Raw genomic sequence first — 25,047 nt, 5'->3', positions numbered from 1 at the left:
TATGGTGTGGGGGCACGCTGAATGAGCATAATAAAGATACGACAGGCAACGGGCGGAACAATTGATAACGTATTTAAATAAATGTTACAATGCGGCTACCGGCGGCTGACAGAAAAAGAATAACAAATAGTTGATACCGGCATTGATATACGCTAGGAATATCCTTGCAAAAATTGCATATTTGTGTACTCGTACAACAAAAGCACAACCAATATGGCATCGTACCTAGTAGCAGACAGCGGATCGACCAAGACCGACTGGTGCCTTATACGCAAAGGGCACAAGCCACAGCATTTTACCACACAGGGCATAAACCCACACCTGCAAGGCGAGGCAGGTATAGCAGATATGCTGGCACAGGAACTGCCCTGGAGCGAGAAAAAGCACCGGCCCGATAATATACACTACTATGGCGCGGGGGCCTCATCGGCCGAGAAGCAAAAGATGCTGAGCGGTATACTAAAGACCCACTTCGGCGGGGGAAAGGTGACCGTGCAGAGCGACCTTGCCGCAGCGGCAAGGGCACTGTGCGGCGACAAAAAAGGCATGGTGTGCATACTGGGCACGGGCAGCTCTAGCTGCTACTACGATGGCAAAAAGATAGCAGAGCAGAAGCCATCGCTGGGATATATAGCGGGCGATGAGGGCAGCGGCAACCATATGGGCAAGCGCATACTGCAGTACTATGCCTATGGCACCTTTGATGCCGAGCTGCAGACGGGTTTCGAGATGCGCTTCGGGAAGGATGTGACAGCCCTGGTGAGCGAGCTTTACAAGACCCCCTACCCTAACCGATACCTGGCCTCCTTTACCCCTATGCTGGCCGACCTGCGCGGGCACTATATGGTAGAGAACATAATAGAGGACTGCATCAACGACTTCTTTCACAACAGTATACTGAAGTACCGTCAGGCATGGAAGAACCCGTTGCACTTCACGGGATCGGTGGCATATATGTTCGGCGATGTGATACAGAGCCTGTGCGACCAGTACGAGCTGGAACTGGGCAAAATAGAGAAAAGCCCCATGGATGGCCTGCTACAGTATTATAAGAAGCTGGTGAAGTAGTGCTTTGTGACACCTCCTACTTCTTTATCTCCTGCGCGCCCATAGCCCGCATTACGGCTTCGGTAGAGTCGCGTTTGGTCTTTTTCTCCTTCTGCCGCTGTGTATACTTGGGGCCGCTGAAGAACTCGCCCAGGTTATCGAACGAGCGACGCCAACTGATACCCGCACCCACACGCTGAATGTTGCCATTGCGCACGATATCGTAATCGGAGGTGGAGAAGGCATTGAGCCGCAGACCACTATTGCCCGAGAGGACATACTGCAGGCGGAAGTCGCCCGCGAAATTGAAATTGGTAGTGGTGCTGGTGGTAGAAGGTTTGCCCCAGTCCGATGTACTGCCGAGGGACACCAGCAGCCTGTCGTTGAAATAGTTCTTGGTGACACCTAACTTCAACTGGTTCATGTTCACATTGGCAGCAGAGGCATCGTTGAGGTTATAGTTGGTGTACTTCACGGCAACGTTCAGATTGCGGTTGCCCAGCAGGCGGTTCACTATCTGCGTAAGGCCTGAAGATGCTGTATTGGAGAGCATCTGGCTTACATTGTTCACCGTACCCGAGATAGCATTGGCGCCACCGGGGCCACCATCATTAGGTATGAAGGCGCCGATAAGCAATAATGAGGCCACCTGGTCGAATTTGCGCCTGTCGTCGCTGTTTATGAGCATCAGTGTACGCCCTGCGTAGGTATTCTTGGAATGGTTGTTATCGAGGTCTATATCGAAAGAGAGCGCAGAGTTGTATATAGGCCCGCGCATATGCAGCATCACATTTACGAACTGCGGCGTTTGGGCATCGCGCAGCTCCCCATCGTTGCCGGCCAGCGCACTCTTGTCCAGCTCGGTGAGGAGGTCGTACAGGCGGGCCTTGGTGGTGTAGGTGGCATCTACGGCCAGCTCGGTCTCGGAGAAAGGGCCATTGAAACTAATGGAGCTACCCGGCACCAGCCTGAACAGGCGGCTGATGGCCAGTTGCGGGAAGGTGAGCGTATAGGTACCCTCTGATATGGTGTAGAGGCCCGTCATGCGCATATCGTTATTGGGTGGTATCTCTATCTGTATGTTGCCGGTGCCGGTGGTAACTATCTCGTCGTTGGTAGCAGGGTCCATTACTATGTGCATCTCGGCAAGGCGGTTCATATTGGCATCCAGGTTGATGGATATCTTATCCTTTACCTTCCTTTTTGCAGGCTCCTGGTCCTCGCCATAGGTCTTGAACGATACATAGCTGTAGCCACCGGTATAGTTGCCGGTGCTGGCAGGTATGTAAATGGTAGACTTCCCTGCAGGTTCGCCGCCATATAGGTTGAGCCTTACATTATTGAACGGGCCGCGAATGGTGAAGGAATCCATACCGGCTATAAGCTTGCCATAGAACAGCTCGTTCTGCGCATGGGTGAGGTTCATCACCTCGAATTTTGGCGTAGTCACGGTGAGGCGCATGCGCATATCGCTGAAGAGATCGTGGGAGAAGTAGCCGGACAGCTTCGCGGTATTGCGGTAAACATCGTAGAGGGTCACATCATCGAGCGATATGCGCTTATTGTCTACAGAGACAGAGGCGGAGGGTATGGCGTAGGAGCAGCCCATATAATCGAACCGGAGGCCGGCATCGCTGAGGGCTAGTTTGCCCTCTATCTTGGGGGCAGAGACGGTGCCTGTGACATTGACCTGGCCATTGACATTGCCACGAAGCTCGCTCATGAGCCCCACCAGGAAGGGCGAGGCCCAGGCCACACGCGCATCGCGAAAGCGTACCGAGCCATCTATGACCTGGCGGGTGGCGCTATCGAGAGATACGGTGCCGGAGACGGATATGGCTGCATGATCGCGGAAGATACCCGTTTGCGGATCGACGGTGATGAGCTTGCGGCCGGCATCATACTGACCTATGACAGAGAGGGCCCCTATGGTATCGGCACCGAATTTCACCCCTGTGGCCTTTACATTGGCATTCACCAGCATCTTGCCGAACATATCGTTCACCGTGACAACGGCATCTATACGGCCTTCGGGCTGGTAGCCGGCCATGCCTGCCATATTGCCCAGTTGCGCCACATCCAGGTCGTGAATGTTGAGCAATAGCGTACCATTATTGCCCTCGGTGGTAGATACGGCGATGCGCTGTATGCCCGAGGACATGAGCACATCCTTTACAGAGAGGTACTTATCGGTATACACTACCCTGCTGCCGCCTGCTACCATCCACTTGGCCTTGGATAGGTAGAACTCGGAAGGAAGGGCGGTAAGCGTAAGGGTATCGTGACGAGCCACTATCTGGCCATACACAGATGCAGAGCTTTCCTTATCGGGCGATATGGTGGCGAGGGTGAAGGATATGGTATCGCGCCCTACAGTGGTGGTAAGGCTCATGGCGCCTTTCAGCGCGCTATCGGCCACGGCCACAAGATCGACCGTGGTATTGAGCGCTATATTATTGAGGTCGCCTACCCCCTCTACCGTGATACCGCTCATTTCGAAAGCGCCTATGCTGCCATAGGGTACATCGGCATCGAGGGTGAGCTTGCCAGAGGCTGTATTGAAGGAGCCCTTCACCACAGCATTATCGAACCCGCGAATATCGGGTATGGTAACGGCGAAGATGCTATCGACCCCGCGTGTGGTGACCTTGAAATCGAACACCTGGCCGGGGGCATATTTATCGGGCGCGGGTATATAGTTGGGCACATAGCGGGATAGATAGTACTGCACAGACGCGGGCAGATCGGAGAGGCGATAGTTGCCCTTTATCTCGGCCATGAAGGCGTCGCTATTGATAGACAGGGTGCGGTTCATGCTATCGCCGCTGGAGAGGGCATATACCGAGTCTATGGCCAGAAGGTGTTCGTTCCTGCGGAGGTCGATATTGAAGAGCTTGGCGTAACCATTGAAGTTATCGATATTGCTGCCCGTCCAGTTAAGGTCGAAGTCGGCAGATACGGTAACATTATCGGACGTGATATTGAGCGCCTTGAAATTACTGGCCAGCAGGTGGGCCATAGCATTTATGCGTACCTGCTCGCCACTGTAATCGAGATGTCCATCGAAATCGAGGGCGAGGTTGGGATCGTCTACGAGCAACTTGCCATCGAACTGCTTCTTGGCCAGCGTACCCTGTGTAATGATGTTGTGATACCTGTACCTGTTCACCTCCATATCTTTTATGACCCCATCCAGGCGCATCTGCATGAGGTCGGGGTTGAAGGAGTGACCGGAGATCTGCTCGTTGACGGTGATATCGCCTATCAACGGCTGGCGTATGAGCTTGCCCAGCATGAGCTTGCTGGTACTGATGCTGCCGGAATAAGTGGCCGAATCGGCACTGAAACCGGGTATGTACATCTTCACATCGGTAACCGCATCGCCGAGGTTGGTCTTGAACACTCCATTCACCCTGAAATTCTCTATATACCCCTCGTACATGCCCTTGAAGGCCGCATAGGACAGGCTATCGAGGGCGAGGTTGGGGTTATCTTTCAGGCCGGGGGCAAAGTGCAATATACCCTTGCCGGTGGTAACTATCTCGCCATTGGTGTATGTGATGAGGGTGGTATAAATATCGGGCAGGCCCTGCATGGCAAGATCGCCTTTGAGCTCTACATGGCCATCGGAAACACGCAGGTCGCTGACGGAGAGGTTTGCCACCGTACCACGGCCCTTTCCGTTGAGGGTGACCTGCATATCGGGGAAGTCCTTCAACTGCGGCGCGAAGAACATGACATCCTTCTTATCTACACGGGCCTCCTTCATATGCGCTACCATGCCTACGCTATCGATATAGTGGTTGAAATCGGGGAAATGGCGGTAGTGCATGGCGTAGTAGTCCTTCAGCACACTGTTATTGGTCTCCAGGTACAGGTCGCGGCAAATGGATGCTACAGGCGATACCGATACACGGCTTTTCATCTTTTTTATGATAAGGCCGCAGCGTTCCTCGGCATGCAGGTCGTTGATATTGCCGGTGATGGTATCGCCTACCACATTCACACCGGTAATGTCTATGTCTATGTTCTTTACATCTATATGCGTTTCGTCGAACACGCCGGGATCGGGAATATCGTCGCTGCTGGAGAAGAGGAAATAACAACCCTGCAGCCCCAGTTCGCTCACCTTTAGCCCCCAATTGCCGGGGTTGAATGCGGTGGTATCGAAGCCACGTTTCGGTTTCAGGTGTTTGGGACGCAAGCCTGTGTATTCGTATACAAGTATACCCGTGTTGCGCACGGCTATCTCGTCTATATCTATGAGCTTCTTATGAAAGTCTATGCCATTGGCATCGGCCAGCAGGTAGCCTACATCGTAGTGCATGTCCTCGCCTATCCAGGCATCGTCCATATGTATGCGCACATTGGTAAGCTCGGCCTTCTGCAGGTCGAACTCGAAAGGCCTGCTTTGTTTGGCCTGTTTAGTAGCCCCGGGGGTGCTAAAGGCATCTTCTATGAAGGCATAGTTCCAGATGGCAGAATCGCGGTAGAGGTGTACATAGGCATCCTGCAGACCTATATAGTGCAGTACGGGCTTGTCTTTGAAAATGAACCAGTCGGTGATGCGTACCTGTATCTCTCCGGCATAGAGAATGGTATCCTGCGAGCGGTCTTGCAGGGACACCTTCTGTATCAGCAGGCTATTGAGCAGGCCTATGCGCACATTGCCTACCTCTACTTTGGTCTTCAGCCTTTCAGAGAGTATGGCAGCGGCCCTTTTGGCGAGGTAGGACTGTATAGGAGAATAGTTGATCAGCAGCACTGCGGTAAGCAGCAACAGCATGATAGTGCCCAGCACATAACCCGATATTTTCAGGAACCTCTTCAGAATACTTGTACGATACGCAGAATAGCTACAAAAATAGGGCCGAATATGGGTAATTGCTAACGCGTAAGTGATAGTATAACTATAATATCTGTTAATATAACCACAGTGGCAGCTACCGAGACCTATATGCATGAAAAAAAGTGCAGGGAAGACCTTGCACCTTTTGCCGAATACATTGAAGGAATATATTATCCCTGCAGGGCAGCAGCACCGCTCACTATCTCGGTAAGCTCGGTGGTGATGGCCGCCTGGCGGGCACGGTTGTAGCTTATCTTCAGCGACTTCAGCAGTTCGTTGGCATTCTCGCTGGCCTTATCCATGGCGGTCATACGGGCACCATGCTCAGAGGCATTGGCATCCAGCACCGACTTGTACACCTGCGTGTTCAGTATCTTGGGCATAAGCTCCTGCAGCAGCACATCCATAGAAGGCTCGTATATGAAATCGGTATTCATACTGCCGGCCTTTTTCTCTACCCTGGGTATGGGTAGGTAGTCTTCGGAAACGAATACCTGTGTGGCCGCGTTCCTGAACTGGCTGTATACTATCTCTACACGGTCGAACTGCTTGGCCAGGAAGGCTTCCTGTGCGAATATGGCAGCGTGGCGTACATTCTCGAAAGAAAGATCGGAGAATATCTCCCAGAAGTTATCTACGAGCTTGTAGTGATTGCGCTGGAAGTATTCGTAGCCTTTTTTGCCGATAGGCAGTATGGTCACATTGCCCTTGGCATGCTGTGCGGCATACTTGGTATTTATGGTATTGCGCGCGGCCTTTATCACGTTGGCATTATATGCACCGCAAAGGCCACGGTCGCTGGTAACTACTATGAGCATTACACGCTCTGCAGCGCGTACCTCTGCCAGGGGCAGGTTCACATCAGAAGAAGCAGCGCTTACTATGTTGCTGAGCATCTCCTGCAGCTTCTTCGAGTAAGGGCGCATCTGTATGATGGCATCCTGCGCACGGCGCAGCTTTGCAGCACTCACCATTTTCATGGCCTTGGTTATCTGCTGTGTTGACTGTACTGATTTTATACGGTTACGGACCTCTTTAAGCTGACCTGACATATAGTAGAAAAATAGTAAATTAATTCACTAAAACGCTGCAAAGTTACCGATCTTTTTATTTAGATGGCAAGTATTTTCTAACAATAAATGAACACCGGCTATTCCGGGCTACCGTTCTATGACGAAATGCAGGATATATCGCTGTCCATCATCTGATAACAAAGAAAGCATATACATACCATTTGCAAGGTGGCCCGGCATGGTCACCTGGGTATGAAGGGCGCCATTGGCGGCCGTACCGGCGCCGGTATACACCACCTGGCCCAGCACATCGGTGACCTGCAAGGTGTAGCCTGCCCCGGCACCCAGCCTGCCTTTCAGTATGAAATTCCCTTTATTAGGATTGGGGTAAAGGCCTATGCCCGCGGATGCGGCATTGGTATGTACTGCGGTACCGAAGGTGACCGTACCGGAATCGGCCGAGGTATAGCCTGCACATTCACCACTGCTGGTAACGGCACAGCTTACCACATCGCCTCCCGCAAAGGTGCTCCATGTGAACGTAGTATTGGTGGCGCCGGTAATGGCCGAGCCACTTATCTTCCACTGGTAAGCAGGCGCGGCACCCGTATTGGTGGCAGCAGCGCTAAAGGTGATGGTAGTGCCCGGCAATACATCGAAACCCGGGGTGGCACTGACAGTGACCTGTGGTATGAGCAGCGGCGCCACATCGGTAGTGATGATGGAGCTGGCTACGGTATCGGCAGAGCGGCAGCGCATACCCGATGCCATGAAACACTGTACCAGATCGTTATGGGCAGGGGTATAGCTGTATGCAGAGGAGGTTCCGGCAACCGAACCATTCACACGCCATTGGTATGCGGGGGTGATGCCACCATTGACAGGTGTGGCAATGAAGGACACAGGTGTACCTGCACATACCTTGCCGGTGGGTGTAGCAGCAATGCTGACACCGGGTGCAACGATGGGGAGAACCGTCATGTTCATATAAGCCGTGGCCACAGCGGGAGTGGCACATGCCGAACTGCTGGTGAGCTTGCAGGAGAGTACATCGCCGTCGGCAGGGGTATAGGCATAGCTAGATGCGGTGCTGACCACAGTACCGTTGACAGACCATTGGTAGGCCGGGGCGCTACCACCCATAGCGGTGATGGCCGAGAAGAGGGCCGAGCTGCCGAAACACATGGTATCGCCCACGGGGGAGGATATGCTGATAGCGGCAGGCAGGACCGGTATAGGGTCTATAAGGGCAGTACCCGTCATGGCGCGGGAGCAACCTGTAGCGGGGTTAGTAGCTATAATGGAATAGGTGCCTCCTGTGGTGTGCAGCCCATAATTCAAGGCACCGCCTGTACCTATGAGGGCAAATACCGGCGAGGTACCATTGTATAACCTGTAGTTGATACCCGGAGTGGAACCCACAAGTGTAATGGGTGCACCGGGAGCGCCTGCGCAGAATGTGCCGCCGCCTGTGAGCACATAGGTAGCAGGTAGCTGATCGACCGTGACAGCCCGGGTGGCCACACAGCCCGAAGGCAGCGAATAGGAAATGATGGTAGCCCCATATACCAGGCCATGGGCCGTACCTGTAGCAGATATTGTGGCCACAACGGGCGTATTGCTGCTCCATACGCCGCCGGGTATACCATTGCCATATACACTGGTATCACCAACACAGAAACGATCGAGGCCGGTGATGGGCAGCAGGGCATTTACCGTTACCACCGATACCGCACTACAGCCCGTGGCAAGTGTATAGGAAATGGTAGCCGTACCCGCCGAAACGCCCGTAACAGTACCGGAGACACTATTGACCCCGGCTACTGCGGGCAGGCTGCTGCTCCACACACCATCGGGGGTGGGGCTGAAGTAGGGCACGCTCATATCCTGGCAGATAGTAGATGGCCCCGATACCGGTGAGGGTAACGGATGTACCACTATAGTAGCCACTGTGCGGCAACCGGTAGGTAATGTATAGGTGGCGGTGGTGGCACCGATGGTTACGCCTGTCACCATACCTGTAGCGCTACCTACGGTGGCTATGGTGATGTTGCCACTTGTCCATGTGCCGCCGATGGGGGCGCTGGTAAGCGGCATGGGCGTACCCAGGCAGGCCGATGTGGCCCCAACTATAGCAGCGGGCAGGGCATTAACGGTGACGGGCAAGGCCGTGGCACAGCCCGTGGGTAGCCTATAACTGATGGCGGCAACACCCGCGGACAACCCCGAGACCACACCTGTGGCCGGGTGAACGGTGGCTATAGCGGGCGTACCCGATACCCATACACCACTCGCAGTGGTATTGGACAGCGTAATGAGACCTGCCTGGCATACGGTAGCCGGACCCGTGACAGGTGCCGGCAATGGGTTGACGGGTATGACGCCTATGGCGAAGCAGCCATTGACCGTATAAGTGACAACGCCATAACCAGTGGTAACGCCGGTCACCTCGCCAGTGAGAGCATCCAGCGAAATGGCAGCGCCGGAGGCACTCCATGTACCGCCCGGTATGGTATTGCCCAGGGTGGTGCCGGTACCGGGACAAAGGGATGTGATACCAGTGATGCCTGCAGGTACGGGGTCGACGGTGAGCGTGGCACGGGTATAGCAACCCGTGGCAGCAAGCGAATAGGATATGACCGCACTGCCCGCCGTAATGCCTGTAACTATGCCGCTGCTACTGCCAATAGTGGCTATTGCAGGAGTGGCAGAGCTCCATACACCACCGGGTGTAGCGCTTGTGAGCGGCGTGGTAGCACCCTCGCATACATTGGAGAGGCCATTGATGGCGGCGGGTGTGAGGTTGACCGTTACCACCGCCGACCGGCTACAGCCCGTAGCAAGTGTATGAACTATGGTAGCGGTACCGGTAGCTATGCCAGAGACCACACCGGTAGTGGCATTCACGGTGGCCACAGTGGGCTCAAGGCTGCTCCATGTGCCGCCCGTGGTGGTGCTGGCAAGTGTGGTAGTATGCTCTGTACATACCTTAAAGACACCGGTAATGGTGGCAGGCAGGGTATTGACAGTAACAGTACTTGCGATAAAGCAGCCTGTAGGCAGCGTATAGGAAATAACAGTTGTACCTGCCGAAATACCCGACACTACCCCACCCGACACTGTGGCCACCAGCGGAGCACTGCTGGCCCATGTGCCGCCTGTGGGGGCACTGGCAAGTGTGGTAGCGCTGCCTATACACACATTCATACCACCGGCCATGGGGGTAGGTAATGGGTGGACGGTCACCGTATACAGAGCATTGCATCCCGATGTCAGCGAATAAGTGATGGTACTAGTACCTGCAGCGATGCCCGATACCAGGCCGGTGCTATTTATAGTAGCAGTGCCCGTGCTGCCGCTGGCCCATGTGCCGCCGGAAGTGGCATTGGCCAATAGTATAGAAGAACCGGCACACACCTGCGAGGGGCCCGTGATACCTGTAGGTGGTACATAGACCGTAATGCTATGGGTACGGTAACAGCCTGTGGGTAGTGTATAAGTAATAGCAGCAGTACCGGCAGATATACCCGTTACCACCCCTGTAGTGATATCTACACCGGCAGTGGGGCTTGCGGCACTCCATGTACCACCCGGCGTCGCAGAAGCAAGTGTGGTAGTGGCACCTGAACATACACTGCCGCTACCCGATATAGTGGCCGGGAGCGGCTGTACCGTGACGATAGCCGATGTGGCACAGCCTGTACCTGCAGTATAGGTGACCGCAGCCGTACCCTGTGCCACACCCGATACGATGCCCGTGCCTGCGGCTACAGTAGCAATGGATGCATTGCCGCCCGACCATGTGCCGCCAGCTATAGCATTGCCAAGGGCCGTGGCAGAACCGGCGCATACCTGCAGTACTCCCGAAATGGCCGGAGGAAGGGCATTTACCGTGAACGTAGTAGTAGCGAAACAACCGGAGGTGAGCCTGTAGCTGACAGTGGCCGCACCGGCAGACAGGCCCGTTACCATACCCGAGGCAGAGCCTATGGTAAGGACCGTGATATCGCTGCTCACCCATGTGCCGCCCGTGCTGGCATTGGCCAGTGTGGTAGTAGCGCCTATACATACATGCGGCTGGCCGGTAATAGCCGCAGGCATAGGCGTAACAGATACCACGAATGCGGTATTGCAGCCTGTGGACCGTATATATGATATAGTAGTAGTGCCCAGCGAAAGCCCTACCACTATGCCGCTGGCAGAGGTTATGGTGGCCACACCGGGGTTGGTGCTGCTCCATGTGCCGCCGGTGGCGGCATTGCTCAAGGTCATAGAGAGACCTACACAGAGGTTGGTGGGGCCTGTGATGGGGTATAATGCATTTACCGTAATGGTCTTGGTAGCGCGGCAACCTGTAGGCAGCAGGTAAGATATATCGGTAGTACCGGCAGATATACCCGTAACTACTCCTGTAGTGGCATCTACCGAAGCGCAGGGGCCTGTGGTGCTCCATGTGCCGCCCGTTATGGCATTGGAGAGGGCGATGGTCTGTCCCATGCAAACGGTACCACTGCCTGCTATGCCAGAGAGCGGGTTCACGGTGGCTACTACCGATGCCACACAGCCTGTACCATATATATAAGAGATAGTGGCAGTACCCGGCGCTATACCTGTGACCGCCCCACCCGATACCGTGGCTATGGCAGGAGCCGAGGTAGACCATGTGCCACCCGGCGCAGCATTGCCCAAAGTAGTAGTAAGGCCGGTACAAATATTGGTGGGACCGGTGATGGCCGATATGGCAGCTATAGTGACCACGGTAGTGGACACACAACCGGTGGGCAATGTGTAGGAAATGACCGCTGTGCCCGGCGCCGCACCTGTAATGATGCCTGTAACAGAACCTGCGGTAGCTACCGCGTTATTGGCACTGACCCATGTACCGCCACCTACGGTGTTGCTGAGTGTGGTGGTGAACCCTACGCAGGCCGTGGCCGTACCTGTGTTGGCGGCCATGGGGTGTACCGTCATGATGGTGGTAGACATGCAGCCGGTGCCTAGCATATAGCTCACCACCGCAGTACCGGGCGAAACACCCACCACTATGCCGCTTGTAGTGCCTATATATGCCGCGCCGCCGGTGCTCCATGAGCCTCCGGGTGTGCTATTGGAAAGTATGGTAGTGAGGCCCGTACATACGGCAGCAGTACCTGTAATGGCCGCCGGCAGCGGGTATACCGTAATGGTCTTTGTGGCTATGCAGCCTATACCCAGGGTATAGGTAATGTCTGTAGTACCTGCCGCTATACCCGTTACCTGGCCGGAAACGGCATTTACCGTACCTATGGCAGTATTGCTGCTGCTCCACGAGCCACCTGCCACACTATTGGTAAGCACTATGGTACTGCCAGCGCATACCTGCGCGCTACCGCTGATGGTGGCCGGGGCCAGGCTCACCGTCACCGTGCGCACAGCGCTACAGCCGGTGGGTAATATATAAGATATATCGGCTGTGCCGGGGGCTGCGCCAAATACCACACCGTTACCTGTACCTACCACCGCTACCGAGCTATTGGAACTGCTCCATGTACCGCCTGTGGTAGTGGTATTGAGGGTGGTGATCATGCCGAGGCAGGTATTGGGAAGGCCTGTAATGGCCGCAGGTACGGGCTGAGTGGTAACTGTAGTGGTAGATACGCAACCCGTACCAATGGTATAGGTAATGGTAGTAGTACCTGTATTGATACCCGCTACCACACCAGAGAGCGAGCCTATGGTGGCTATAGAAATATTACCACTACTCCATGTGCCTCCTGCCGATGCGGGATCGGTGAGTGTGGCGGTAGCCCCAAGGCATACCGTAGCAGGCGGTATGACCGATGGAGACGCACTGACGGTAACTATGGTCGTTCTCCTGCAGCTATTGGCAAGGCGATATGTGATGATAGAGGTACCTGTAGCTATGCCACTCACCAGTCCCGAGCCTGTGGGTACGGCAGCAACGGCGGGGGTAGTGCTCGTCCAGGTGCCGCCACCGGGCAGGCTGGTGAGCGTAGTGTTATACCCCACGCATACCGATGGTATGCCGGAAATGACAGAAGGTGTCTGGTTGACCGTAATGGTAGATGTGGCCGCACAACCCGCAGGTAAGGTATATGATATGGTAGCCGTACCGGCGGTCAGGGTATTTACCACACCTGTTGCAGAGCCTACAGTAGCTATAGCGGTATTATTGCTGCTCCATGTGCCGCCTGCGGTAGTATTGGCAAGTGTGGTGGTATTGCCACTGCATACGATGCCGGTACCTGTGATGGCAGCAGGCACACTATGTACCGTGAGCACAGTAGTAGAGACACAGCCAACAGCAGGCTGGTATGATATGGTGACCGTACCTGCGGTAACACCTGTAACAATGCCGGTAGTGGGCCCTACGGAGGCGATGGACGGAGTGCCGCTGATCCATGTGCCACCGGTAGCCGCTATACCCAGCGCTATATTACTGGTAGCGCACACCGTAGCGGGGCCGGTAATGGTCGCGGGAGCGGCATTTACCGTAAATAATTTTGATGTAGCGCAACCCGTGGGCAGTGTATAACTGATGGATACCACACCCGTAGCTATACCCGATACGATGCCCGAGGAGGAGCCAATGGTAGCATTGGCAGTATTACTACTGCTCCATGTTCCGCCCGGAATGGTATTGGTGAGCAAGGTAGTGAGCCCGGGGCACACACTGGTAGCACCACCTATGGCAGCAGGAGCGGTATTGATGGTAACAGCCTGTTTAGCCACACAACCTCCCGGTAATGTATAAGAGATGGTGGCGGTATTGGCACTGAAACCTACGGCAAGACCCGAAGAGGCATTGATACCGACAATGAGCGTATTACTGCTGCCCCATGTACCGCCGGTATTGGGATGCGAGAATGCAGTGGCCGTACCCATGCACATGACAGATGGCCCCACTATGGCAGGTACCGTAGTTACCGTTACCGTAGTATATGCCCTGCAACCCGTGGAATGGGTATATGTAATGACGGCAGTACCGGCAGATATGGGATTGACCACCCCTGTAGCGGGATTGACCGTGGCCACACCGGGCGATGTGGTACTACTCCATGCACCACCTGAAACTCCGATGCTGAGGGCGATACTGAGGCCGGGACAGGTAGATGCAGGACCTGTAATGGGCGGCGGGAGCGGGTTCACCGTAACTACTTTTGTAACAAAGCAGCCTCCGCCGCCATAGGAGTAACTGATGACCGCTGTACCCAGGGCGATACCCGAGACCACGCCACCGGTGACAGTAGCAATGGCGGGATCGCCGGAGGACCATGAGCCACCTGTGGATAAGGTGGAAAGCACAGTAGTAGAACCGATACATGCGACCGCTGAGCCGGTAAGGGGCGCAGGCAGGGAATTGACCGTGATGGTGACCGAAGCCACACAGCCTGCGGGCAGCATATATATGATCTTTGCAGTACCGGTGGCAAGGCCCATCACTACCCCCGATGAAGAGCCTATACTGGCAACAGAGATATTGGTACTGCTCCATGTGCCGCCGGGCGTAACATCTGTCATGGTCACTAGTTGCCCCACACATATATTGGTGGCGCCATCTATGGGTGCAGGTATGGGGAATATATTGATGACCCTTGTTGCGGAGCAACCGCCATAGAGTGTATAGGATATAGTGGCCGTACCGGCAGATATGGCACTTACCACACCTGTAGAAGCCCCCACCGATGCTACCGATGCATTGCTGCTGCTCCAGGTACCGCCGGAAACCCCATTATTATATATAGTGGACTGTCCTTCGCACAGGCCGCTGGCCCCGGTGACGGCCGCAGGGGTCACATTGACGGTGACCATAGTAGTGGTAAAGCACCCTGTGGGCAATATGTAGCTGATGGTAGTGGTATTTACCAACAGACCGTTCACTGTACCCGTACTTGTGCCTACTGAGGCTATGGTGGGAGTGGCTGATGTCCATATACCACCGGGGGTAGCATTGGACAAGGTGGATGGTGTACCGATACAAAGGCTGGTATTACCCACGATGGCCGCAGGCAGAGGGTTGACAGACACAAGCTTTGTGACCCTGCAACCCAGCGGCAATACATAAGATATAAGCGTAGTACCTGCACTGACACCCGATACTATACCGCCCGTATTTACCGACCCTATAGCAGGCGCACCGGACACCCAGCTACCACCAGGCGTAGCGCTGGACAACAGTATACTGCTACCCACACATACACTTGCCGACCCCGATATGGCCGCTGGCGTAGCTGTGACAGAAAGTATGAACACCGAACGGCAACCGGTGGGCAAGGTATAGGTAATGGGAGCCATACCGCCCGACACGCCGAACACATCGCCGCTGGACGAGCCTACGGAGGCAACGGTAATGACCCCGCTGGTCCAGGTGCCGCCGGGCGTGGCATTGGTATATGTGACGGTAGCGCCCTGGCATATATTATCGGGGCCGGTGATGGCATCGGGCAGGGGGTTCACACTTATAGTGCGCACGGCCGCACAGCCGGTAGGCAAAATGTAACTAATGACCACTGTACCATTAGCAATGCCCGTGAAGATACCCGTGGTACTGCCTATGGTACCTATGGCGGCATTGCTTGTGGCCCATGAGCCCCCGCCTGTGACATTGGTATAGGTAGCACCCGAACCCACGCATACCGACGAGCTACCTACGATACCCGCAGGCAAGGGATTAGTAACGGCATATGTGGTAGTATAGCAACCGGTGGGCAGTATATAGCTGATGACCGAGGTACCTGCTACCCCACCCGTGATGATACCCGATGCGCTACCCACCGATACATTGGCAGATACACTGCTGACCCATGTGCCGCCGGTAGTAATGCTACTAAGGGTAGCGCTGGTGCCGGGGCACACATTGGTAGTACCTGTTATGGCTGCGGGTAAGGGCATGACCGTGACCGTGGCTATGGCCGTACAACCTGTGACCAGCATATAAGTGATATTGGTAGTGCCTGCGGCCATACCTGTTACCAGCCCCGAATATGGGGGCACATCTGCTACCGATGCATTGCCGGTGCTCCATGCCCCACCCGTGGTAGCGCAGGTAAGCAAGGTCGTGAGTCCCTCGCAGACAGATGGTGTACCACCAATGGCCGCCGGAGAGGTATAGACCGTCATGGTCTTTACGGCCATACATGTTGTGGGCAATGTATAGGTGATGGCGACAGAGCCCGCAGTGGCCCCCGTTACCGTACCACCGGCTACAGATGCGTTAGCATTGCTGCTGGTCCATGTACCGCCTGTTGTGACAGAGGTAAGCGCCACAGATGCACCAGTACATACTATAGAGGGCCCTGTGAGGGTGCCGGGTAAGGTATTGGTGGTCATAACGGCAGTGGCGAGACAGCCGGTAGGCAATGTATATGTAATGACCGATGTACCTGCCGCACCACCTGTCATAGTACCCGATGCGCTGCCAATGGTGGCAATTACGGTATTACTGCTGGTCCACGAGCCGCCGGTGGCCGAATTGATGAGCGTGGATGAGAGACCCTGGCATACGGCCATCGTACCCGTGATGGCTCCGGGCAGCGGGTTTACAGTGGCACTGCGTATGGCATAACAGCCATTGGGAATGGTATAGGTGATGGTAACAGGACCGGCAGTGATACCGCTGACCGTACCATTAGTAACTGTGGCATTGCCGTTGCTACTGCTCCATGTGCCGCCGGTGGTGGCACAACTGAGCACTGTGGTACCGGCCTCGCACACAGCGGCCGTACCGGTTATGGCAGCGGGAACGGGCAATACATTTATGGTATACGTTCTGTAGCAGCCCAGCGGGGTAGTATAGGTCATTATGGCCGTACCTGCACCCATGCCTGTAACTATACCCGATGATGTACCTATGGTGGCCACCGCGGCATTGCTGCCGGACCATGAACCCGGAGCAGTGGTATTCCCAAGCGTGATGTTGCTGCCTATACAGACCGAGGCGGGACCGGTGATACCGGCAGGCAAGGGATCGACCGTGAGATCGCGGGAGGAAACACAACCCGTAGGCAATATATAGGTAATGCTTGTAGTACCAGAGGAAGCGCCAGTGACCGTGCCACTAGCAGGATCGACGGTGGCGACAATGGTATTGCCGCTAGTCCAGGTGCCGCCGGTCTCGCTATTGGCCAGTGTGATGGCAGCGCCTGCACATACCCGTGTAGGGCCTGTGATGGGAGCTTCGGGGTTCACCTGCACATTTTTTACCGCAAAGCAGCCTGTGGAGGTAAGTATATAAGATATATTGGCCGTACCACCGACTATGCCTGAGACCACGCCACTGGCAGAGCCTACCGTGGCTATACTGCTATTGCTGCCGGCCCATGTGCCGCCGCCGGTGGCATTGGTAAGTGTAACGCTGTGAGTGGCACATACTGCCGCCGGGCCACTGATAGCGGCAGGCAATGGCTGCACAGTGACCATAGATGTAGCTATGCAACCTGCACCCAGAGAATAAGTAATATTGGCCGTACCCAGGGCCAGGCCATAGACCTCTCCCGTAGTAGCGTTCACGGGAGCAATGGCGGGGTCGCCGGATGTCCAGCCGCCGCCGGTGGTGGCATTGGCAAGGGTGCTGCTATAGCCGAGGCACACATTGGTATTACCTGTAATGGCTGCAGGGCTTATGTTCACCGTTACCACTACTACCGCGGTACAGGTGCTACCCAGCATATATGTCATAGCGGCAGTACCGGCAGACAGGCCGTTGACCACGCCGGAGGCAGAGCCGATGGTAGCTATAGCGGTATTGCCACTCACCCATGTACCACCTGCCACACTATTGCTGAGGGTACTGCTGGTACCCACGCATACATTGAGCGCACCGGACATGGCACCGGGCGCGGGATTGACCGTGACCGTGCTATTGGCAGCACCGGCACAGGCGCCACTGGTAGATGTAGCCGTATAGGTGATGGGCGTAGAGCTGGACACAGCAGTAGGATGTACATATACCGTAGCAGACTGGTTACCAGCCACATAAGGAATAGTACATGCAGCATCGGTATAAAGCCAGGTAGCGGGAGACCATGTAGGGGCTATGTAGCCGGGCGTACCTGTAACGATCACATTATCGAGCGCCCAGTAGTAGCCGAAGCTGGAGTGATAGTGGAATCTGATCTTTACATTGGGGTAACCGAGGAAGGGGTTGAGCGAGAAGGACTGACCCACGAAACCCATCTTGGTACCTGCATTTGCCCCCCTGAAATTGTTGATGGTGGTCCAGGAACTGCCACCATTGGTAGATATCTCCAGGTTCACATATACATCTCCCGCCGGCCAGTAGTCGTATGCATGCTGGAAGGTGAGCGTGGCAGCGGTATACTCTGCCAGGGAGAACATGGGCGATGTAAGCCGGGTAGATAGCGTGGACGACGAGCCGGAAGTATCGGCATTGGCCATCATAAAGGTGGTGTGGTCGGGGCTGCGATACCATCCCTGCTCGTTGAGGTAGCTATCGGCGCAGGCCTTCCACTCTGCACCCGGGAGAATGTTGATGCTACCGATGGTATCTACCACCCACCCGCCGAGGCCGGAGTTGAAGTTCTGGCTGAGAATATTGGGCGATGCAGGGCTACCTGTAGCAGTGATGGGCAAGGTGCTGCCATTGCATATGGCCGCCGATGTGCTGCTAAGGGCCGGTGCAAAGGGATGGTTGTTGACAAATACGGTGCGGGTGGCTGCACAGCCACCTACCGTATAAGATATGGTAGTGGTACCTGCCACTATACCCGTTACTACCCCACTGCCACTTATAGTACCTACAGCAGGGTTGGTGCTGCTCCATACCCCGCCGGTGGTAGTATTGCCCAAAGTCACGGTATTGCCGGGGCAAACATTGTTGCTGCCGGTAATAGCGGCAGGGGGTATAAGCACGGTAGCTGTAATGGTATTGGCATGAACAGGATTGCCGGTGAGGCAACCGAGGCTACTGGTCATGCGGCAGGAAACGGTATTGCCATTGAGCAGTGAGCTATTGGAATAGCTGCTACCTATAGATACATCCACACCATTGAGCGACCATGTATAGTTGGGCGTACCGGCGTTGACGGGTGTGGGTGTGAAAACGACATTGGTACCGGGACATATGGCACCCGCCGGGCTGGCCGCTATGGAGACAGACGCCGTAACAGGCGCTACCACCGCCAGCGAGGCGAAATTGCTGCCACCCGTACCCGTAGTGATGCCTGCTATGCCCGATACCGATGCGGCATATATATTGCCAGCCGGTGCCGATGTGGTGAGCGGCTGCACCTGCAGCCCCGATATGGTGAACTGGTCGGCACCGACGGTGCTGGTGACCGTGACATTGACCGTGAGGGCGGTATTGGTAATGGTACCCGAAACACCCGAGATGTTGGAACCTGTGATATAAGTAAGTGAGGGCAACGTAGTGCTGAACTGCCAGCCGGCCGGCGGGTATAGCACCAATGTATTGGTACCTACGCTGAGGTCGGTATTAAGACCTTCGGTAATGACAATGGGGCCAAGATTGGTGAATGCCGGGGCCACGCCGGTAACTGCCTTATTGCTACATATATTGCCGCCACCTGTACCCGATGTGATGGACACGGCTCCGCTGGCCGCTGTACCTATGCACAACAGCAGCATGAGCATTGCCAGCAACTTACGTTCTACCCTGCTGCGCATAGCCGCCGTATAGAAGCGTAATGGTCTATTCATCTTGCACCGTTTCTTTGTAGCAAACCATTAGCTGTCCGGGTATAATGCTTCCCGGACAACATACACTTATCCTAAGTTACAAAAATAGATAAAATACTGCAAGTAAGGTGAGTAGACCAGAGGACCGAGGGGAAAATAGCAGAGAGGTGACAGCTACTTTTCTTCCACCGCTATGATGCTACCCCTGCCGGGAAAATAGGATATGCCGCCACAGACCAGGCCTTTGTAGCCATAACCCAGTTCGAAAAAAACACCTATGCGCCGCCCGAAGCGGACGGCCACGGGTGTGACCTGTACATTGAAATGGCTGATGCGGGCATTGTACGGTATGGTGTAATTGTTGCTGAACTGCGGGTAATACCCGAAATAGGAATGACCGCCGGTATACCCTATACCGGCCAGGCCATACACGGTAGCGGGCCAGGGCTCGTCAAGATCTTGCTCGTAGACCCAGAAAAACTCGGCGGCGGCGGTATATACTTCTCTTTTATACGAGCCGAGACGGGTGCCATTTTCAGCGTTAAGGTAACCTACCTGGTTGTCCATGCCGACGCAGACCGCTACCGCAAACATGCCCGACAGATAGTGACGGTAAGTAAGGAAGAGGGCACCCGTCATACGGACAGGCAGGTCTTTGCGCGAGGAGTAAAGCCCGGCCTCCATGGTGATACCCCGGACCTGATCGAGAGAGAGGAGGCCGAAACCAATACCGATCTCCCGTCTGAGCTTGTTTGCGGTATCGGGCTGGGAACCTGCCTGAGCGGCCATATGACCTACGGAACAGACAAGAAAACAGAGGGTATATATAATAGGGCGCATAAGGTGTGTTTATGTACAATTATACATAAACCATGCCACAATATATAAAATACCAGGGCCCGGTATAAGCTACCGGGCCTTGGATGTATGCAATAAATATATTAAAATATCTACTTTTTAGCCAATGCTACCTCCAGCACCTCAGATGCATCGGTGACATAGTGAAAGCGGAGACCCTTCAGGTATTGGGCGTTTATCTCATCTATGTCCTTCTCATTCTGTCGACACATGATGATGTCTTTTATACCTGCGCGGCGGGCGGCCAGTATCTTTTCCTTGATGCCCCCTACAGGCAGCACCTGTCCGCGCAGGGTTATCTCGCCCGTCATGGCCAGGTATGGCCGCACCCTGCGCCCGGTGAAAGCCGAGGCAAGAGACGTGAGCATGGTGATACCCGCACTGGGGCCATCCTTGGGTACGGCCCCCTCGGGCACATGCACATGCACGTTCTGCTCATCGAAGCGGGCAGAGTCTATGCCCAGGTCAGAGCAATGTGCCCGCAAATAAGAGAGGGCGGTACTGGCGCTTTCCTTCATTACATTACCCAGATTTCCGGTGAGTGTAAGACCACCCTTACCTTTTGATAATGAAGCCTCTATGAAGAGTATATCACCACCTACTGCCGTCCATGCCAGCCCTACGGTGACACCCGCCGGGTGGCCCTTGGTATATATATCATTGCTATAGCGGGCCTTGCCAAGGGCCTGCTCTACCCTATCAGCCGTGACGGTAGGCGCTACCACCTCGTCCATAGCTACCTGCTTGGCCAGCGAACGCATCATGCCGGCCACCAGGCGATCGAGCTCGCGCACACCGCTCTCGCGGGTATACTCCTGAATTATCTTCAGTATCACCTTGTCGGGGAACTTAAGTGGCACTTTAGTTAGCCCGTGCAATTCTTTTTGCTTTGGCAAAAGGTGGCGTTTGGCTATCTCTACCTTCTCCTCGGCCGAGTAACCCGATAACTGTATGATCTCCAGCCTGTCGCGAAGGGCGGGTTGTATCTCGCTTAAGCTATTTGCGGTGGCTATGAAGAGCACTTTGGAGAGGTCGTACTCCATCTCCAGGTAGTTATCGTAAAAGGTATTGTTCTGCTCGGGGTCCAGGATCTCCAGCAGGGCGCTGCTGGGGTCGCCACGGAAATCTCGGCCCAGCTTGTCTATCTCATCGAGTATGAAGACAGGGTTCGACGTCTTGACCTTGCGAAGCGACTGTATGATGCGGCCCGGCATGGCGCCTATATATGTTTTACGGTGGCCACGTAGCTCGCTCTCGTCGTGCAGGCCACCCAGGCTAAGGCGCACATATTTGCGCTGTATGGCGCTGGCTATGCTGCGGCCCAGAGAGGTCTTGCCTATACCGGGCGGACCCACAAAGCACAGTATGGGCGACTTCATGTCTCCCTTCAGTTTCAGTACGGCCAGGTATTCCAGTATGCGGTCCTTTATCTTTTCCATGCCATAGTGATCGTTGTCGAGCACCTTTTGGGCAATCTTCAGGTCGTAGCTGTCCTGGGTGTATGTGGCCCACGGCAGATCGAGCATGAGATCGAGGTGGTTGTACACTACCGAGTAATCGGGCGTACTGCTGTGCATGCGCTCCAGCTTTTCTATGTTCTTCTTAAAAAGCTCTTTGGCGGCATCGGGCCACTTCATGTCCTCGGCACGTTTCTGCAGGTCTTTTATCTCGCGGTCGTTGGGGTCGCCGCCCAGCTCTTCGCGTATGGACTTCATTTGCTGCTGCAGGAAGTATTCGCGCTGCTGCTTGTCTATATCGGCACGGGTCTTATTGGTTATTTCGTTCTTCAGCTCCAGCAGTTGCAGCTCTGACTGCAGCAACTGCAGCAGCTTTTCGGCACGCAGGGTTATATCGTTCTCCTCCAGCATGGCCTGTTTCTCGGCCAGCTTCGAAGAAATATTAGATGCGATAAAATGCATCAAAAAAGACTGGTTCTCAATATTTTTCAGCACTATACCTGCTTCATTAGGTATATTACTGCTCTGCTGTACTATACGCTCACCATAGTCTTTTATGGAAGAAAGCAGCGCATCGAAGGCAGGATCTTTTTTAGGGTATACATCATCGAGGTAGCTGACGCGTGCTGTGTAGTATGGCTCGGTCTTGATATAGGCATCTACCTTGAAACGCATACGTCCCATGATGAAGAGGGTCACATTGCCATCGGGCATCTTTATCTGTTTCACCACCTTGGCCAGGGTACCTATGCTGTATATATCATCGGGGGTAGGGTCATCGTTATTGCTATCCTTCTGGGCTATCACCCCTATCCATTTATTGGTACGGTTGGCCTCGGCTATGGCCTTTACCGAGCGGTCGCGTGCTACGGTAATGGGCAGGACCACATTGGGGAAGAGTACAGTATTGCGCAGCGCTATTATAGGTAGTTCTGCGGGTAACGAGCTTTTCTCCTGCTCATCCATTTCGTCCTCGCCAAGGGGTACTATGGGCATGAACTCCATTTCCTGCTCGTTCTGGTTCAGCAGCATATCTATCATTGAGTTTATTTCCGCCATTATGACAAAGTTATACCCAAGTTACTATTAAAACCGGGGAATTCATAATGGGCAATGATCGTGCCAAAAGGAGGAATTCGGCAATTTTGGCAAAACCCCAACAATTTCCAAGAAGCAAATTCCAAATGCCAAATCCCAAATCCCTAATTCCTAATTCCTAATTCCTAATACCCAACACCTAACACCAAATTCCTAATACCTAATGCAGATACAAAGTATCTTTGTGGACAAATGATACGGATAGGAAAGATAGTAGCTACCCATGGGGTGACGGGATCGGTGATAATGACCCACATAACAGGCGACCGCAAATGGCTGAAAAAAGGACAGGCCCTGATGATAGAGATGCAGAAAGGAAGCCTGATACCCTACTTCGTGCTGCAGTGCAGGGCCACGAGCGATGAGGAATACATAGTGGATCTGGAAGATGTGACCACACCCCAGCAGGCAAAGAAACTGGTGACCAAACAGGTGTATACAGATGAGAAAGTACTGGCCGGTATGATAGACCATTCGCCACTGATGTGGATAGGTTTTGCTATATCTGATGCTCACTATGGCAACATAGGACCACTGGACGATGTGCTGCAAACAGGCACCCAATGGATAGGCAAGCTGCACTATAAAGGTAACGAGGTACTGATACCATTGGTAGATGCGACACTTGCAGGAATAGATATAAAACACAAAATACTGAAAACCAATCTTCCAGAAGGATTACTGGAAGTTTACGAATAGTATGATATTTGGGTGAGAATGCCCATTTTAAAGGGATGATATGAGGTGTTTTTCTGAGGAATTCCAATTTTTTTGACAAATCAATTGTTTTTGTTGAAAATTATAAAATAAACAATTGATTTTCAATTTTTAATATCAATAAATTGAAGTAAAAAACAAAAATGAGAATAGACATAATAACAGTAGTACCGGAATTGCTGGTAAGCCCCTTTGGACACTCTATGATGAAGCGTGCAAAGGACCGGGGACTACTGGAGATACACACCCACAACCTGCGCGACCATACCCCCTACAAGCAGGGACAGGTAGACGATTACCAGTTCGGCGGGGGGGCAGGTATGGTGATGATGCCGGAGCCGCTGGCCATACTACTGGACAAGCTAATGGCCGAACGCACCTATGAAGAGGTGATATATATGACTCCGGACGGTCCCCTCTTCGACCAGAGGACGGCCAATATGTTATCGCTAAGAGAGAACATGATCATCATATGCGGGCACTACAAGGGTATAGACGAGCGCATAAGGCAACACTATGTGACCCGCGAGATATCGATAGGCGACTATGTGCTGAGTGGTGGCGAGCTGGCCGCTGCCGTGGTGGTAGATGCCGTAGGCCGCCTGCTGCCGGGAGTGCTGAACGATGAGACATCGGCCCTGTTCGACTCTTTCCAGGACGGGCTGCTGGCACCACCGGTATATACCCGGCCTGCCAACTTTCGCGGGTGGGAAGTACCCGAGGTGCTGCTGTGTGGCGACCCTAAGAAAATAGATGACTGGCGGTACGAGCAATCGGTGAAACGGACGAAGGAACGGCGCCCCGGCATGACCGAGTAATGAAATACAACAGTGCTTTTGCAATATTTTGCATACATTTGAAAGACAACTATTTACCCGAACACAATAAAAGCAAAAGATGAAAAAAATACTATCGATCGTAGCCATACTATTGGTGACGCTGAGCATGGCCTGCAAGAAGAAGCAAGATAAAGTACTGCCTACGGACATGAGAGCAGCGCTGGACAAGGATACCGTGCTGGTGACCAGCAATGTGACCAATACTATCTCTAATGGAGTAATGTATATAGAGGGTGTGAGCGATGATGGTGGCCGGGAGCTGGAACTGGCCATAACCGGATTTACCGGTGCAAAAAAGATATTTACCATAGACTACCGCGGGCCGGGTGGCAACATGACGGGCAATACGGGATCGTACAAGGATGGCAGTAACATGATAATGGCCAGGAACGGCAAAATATCTGTGACAGAGGTAACGGCCGATGTGATAAAGGGGACCTTTACCCTATTCTATATGCAGGCAGAGATAAGGGGCACTTTTACTGCCCCGCGTAAAGGGTAGTTCATCAGTA

9 protein-coding genes are annotated in these 25,047 nt (G+C 54.0%); 4 read left to right on the top strand and 5 right to left on the bottom strand.

The window, feature by feature from the left end; all coding sequences use genetic code 11:
* Positions 1-213 precede the first annotated feature (213 nt).
* Positions 214-1,068, top strand: coding sequence for an N-acetylglucosamine kinase (locus ABD843_RS15645; RefSeq protein WP_345085258.1), 855 nt, complete (start codon positions 214-216; stop codon positions 1,066-1,068).
* Positions 1,069-1,084: 16 nt separating this feature from the next.
* Here the strand turns inward: ABD843_RS15645 and ABD843_RS15640 are convergent, their stop codons facing one another.
* The 5 genes from ABD843_RS15640 to lon form a co-directional block, all read right to left on the bottom strand.
* Positions 1,085-5,848, bottom strand: coding sequence for a translocation/assembly module TamB domain-containing protein (locus tag ABD843_RS15640; protein WP_345085255.1), 4,764 nt, complete (start codon positions 5,846-5,848; stop codon positions 1,085-1,087).
* Positions 5,849-6,066: 218 nt separating this feature from the next.
* Positions 6,067-6,948 carry an ATP synthase F1 subunit gamma gene (gene atpG, locus ABD843_RS15635; RefSeq protein ID WP_345085252.1) on the bottom strand — a complete coding sequence of 294 codons (882 nt, stop codon included), beginning with the start codon at positions 6,946-6,948 and terminating at the stop codon, positions 6,067-6,069.
* Between the two features lie 108 nt (positions 6,949-7,056).
* A complete protein-coding gene (locus ABD843_RS15630) occupies positions 7,057-19,587 on the bottom strand; it encodes a T9SS type A sorting domain-containing protein (protein WP_345085250.1) in 12,531 nt (4,176 codons plus the stop codon).
* Between the two features lie 153 nt (positions 19,588-19,740).
* Entirely contained in the window at positions 19,741-20,406 is a 666-nt protein-coding gene (locus tag ABD843_RS15625; RefSeq protein WP_345085247.1) for a hypothetical protein, read from the bottom strand.
* Positions 20,407-20,516: 110 nt separating this feature from the next.
* On the bottom strand, positions 20,517-22,940 hold the full coding sequence (gene lon / locus ABD843_RS15620) for an endopeptidase La (RefSeq protein ID WP_345085244.1): 2,424 nt from the start codon (positions 22,938-22,940) through the stop codon (positions 20,517-20,519).
* 231 nt (positions 22,941-23,171) lie between these two features.
* Here lon and ABD843_RS15615 point away from each other — a divergent pair, with 231 nt between their 5' ends.
* The 3 genes from ABD843_RS15615 to ABD843_RS15605 all read left to right on the top strand — a co-directional run bounded on the left by ABD843_RS15615 (position 23,172) and on the right by ABD843_RS15605 (position 25,037).
* The gene (locus ABD843_RS15615; RefSeq protein ID WP_345085241.1) at positions 23,172-23,678 is read left to right on the top strand and encodes a ribosome maturation factor RimM; all 507 of its coding nucleotides are present in this window, start codon (positions 23,172-23,174) and stop codon (positions 23,676-23,678) included.
* A gap of 161 nt (positions 23,679-23,839) precedes the next feature.
* Entirely contained in the window at positions 23,840-24,514 is a 675-nt protein-coding gene (gene trmD / locus ABD843_RS15610) for a tRNA (guanosine(37)-N1)-methyltransferase TrmD (protein WP_345085238.1), read from the top strand.
* Positions 24,515-24,593: 79 nt separating this feature from the next.
* Positions 24,594-25,037, top strand: a complete 444-nt coding sequence (locus tag ABD843_RS15605) for a hypothetical protein (protein ID WP_345085235.1) — start codon at positions 24,594-24,596, stop codon at positions 25,035-25,037.
* Positions 25,038-25,047: the final 10 nt, after the last annotated feature.

The sequence above is a fragment of the Nemorincola caseinilytica genome, assembly GCF_039540515.1.
Taxonomy (GTDB): domain Bacteria; phylum Bacteroidota; class Bacteroidia; order Chitinophagales; family Chitinophagaceae; genus Nemorincola; species Nemorincola caseinilytica.
This window is presented reverse-complemented; position numbering and strand designations above follow the sequence as displayed.

Bases quoted from the DNA above. Each gene is read 5' to 3' on its own strand.
- ABD843_RS15615 (WP_345085241.1), top strand. From the start codon at position 23,172: ATGATACGGATAGGAAAGATAGTAGCTACCCATGGGGTGACGGGATCG.
- ABD843_RS15605 (WP_345085235.1), top strand. From the start codon at position 24,594: ATGAAAAAAATACTATCGATCGTAGCCATACTATTGGTGACGCTGAGC.
- ABD843_RS15630 (WP_345085250.1), bottom strand. From the start codon at position 19,587: ATGAATAGACCATTACGCTTCTATACGGCGGCTATGCGCAGCAGGGTA.
- ABD843_RS15645 (WP_345085258.1), top strand. From the start codon at position 214: ATGGCATCGTACCTAGTAGCAGACAGCGGATCGACCAAGACCGACTGG.
- lon (WP_345085244.1), bottom strand. From the start codon at position 22,940: ATGGCGGAAATAAACTCAATGATAGATATGCTGCTGAACCAGAACGAG.
- atpG (WP_345085252.1), bottom strand. From the start codon at position 6,948: ATGTCAGGTCAGCTTAAAGAGGTCCGTAACCGTATAAAATCAGTACAG.
- ABD843_RS15625 (WP_345085247.1), bottom strand. From the start codon at position 20,406: ATGCGCCCTATTATATATACCCTCTGTTTTCTTGTCTGTTCCGTAGGT.
- trmD (WP_345085238.1), top strand. From the start codon at position 23,840: ATGAGAATAGACATAATAACAGTAGTACCGGAATTGCTGGTAAGCCCC.